General features: G+C 75.4%; 1 protein-coding gene. It reads right to left on the reverse strand.

All coding sequences use genetic code 11. The annotated features are described in order from the left end of the window. On the reverse strand, positions 1 to 281 hold a 281-nt coding region (locus tag KVT14_RS20340; protein WP_217617293.1), incomplete at both ends, for a DUF58 domain-containing protein.

Below are 281 nucleotides of genomic sequence, written 5' to 3' on the forward strand. Positions count from 1 at the left end.
GCGACCACGCTGACCGCGAGCTCCAGCTCCGCGTCGTCCGCGCCGTGCCGGTAGTCCCGGGGGTCGGAGGCGAGCGCGACGGCCGTCTGGGTGCGGCGGGTGTCCTCGTACTGCTTGACGGTGGGCTGCCCGCGGCGCGCGGTGGTGCGCCAGTGGATCGGCCGGCGGTCGTCGCCGACCACGTAGTCGCGCAGCGCGTGGAACGCCAGGTCCATGTCGGACAGGTCGCGGGTCACGCCGCCCTCGAGGTCGCGGAGCAGGCCCTCGTCGGCACCCGTGAG

Origin of the sequence: Cellulomonas sp. GbtcB1, from assembly GCF_019091725.1 — a bacterium.
Lineage (GTDB): Bacteria > Actinomycetota > Actinomycetes > Actinomycetales > Cellulomonadaceae > Cellulomonas.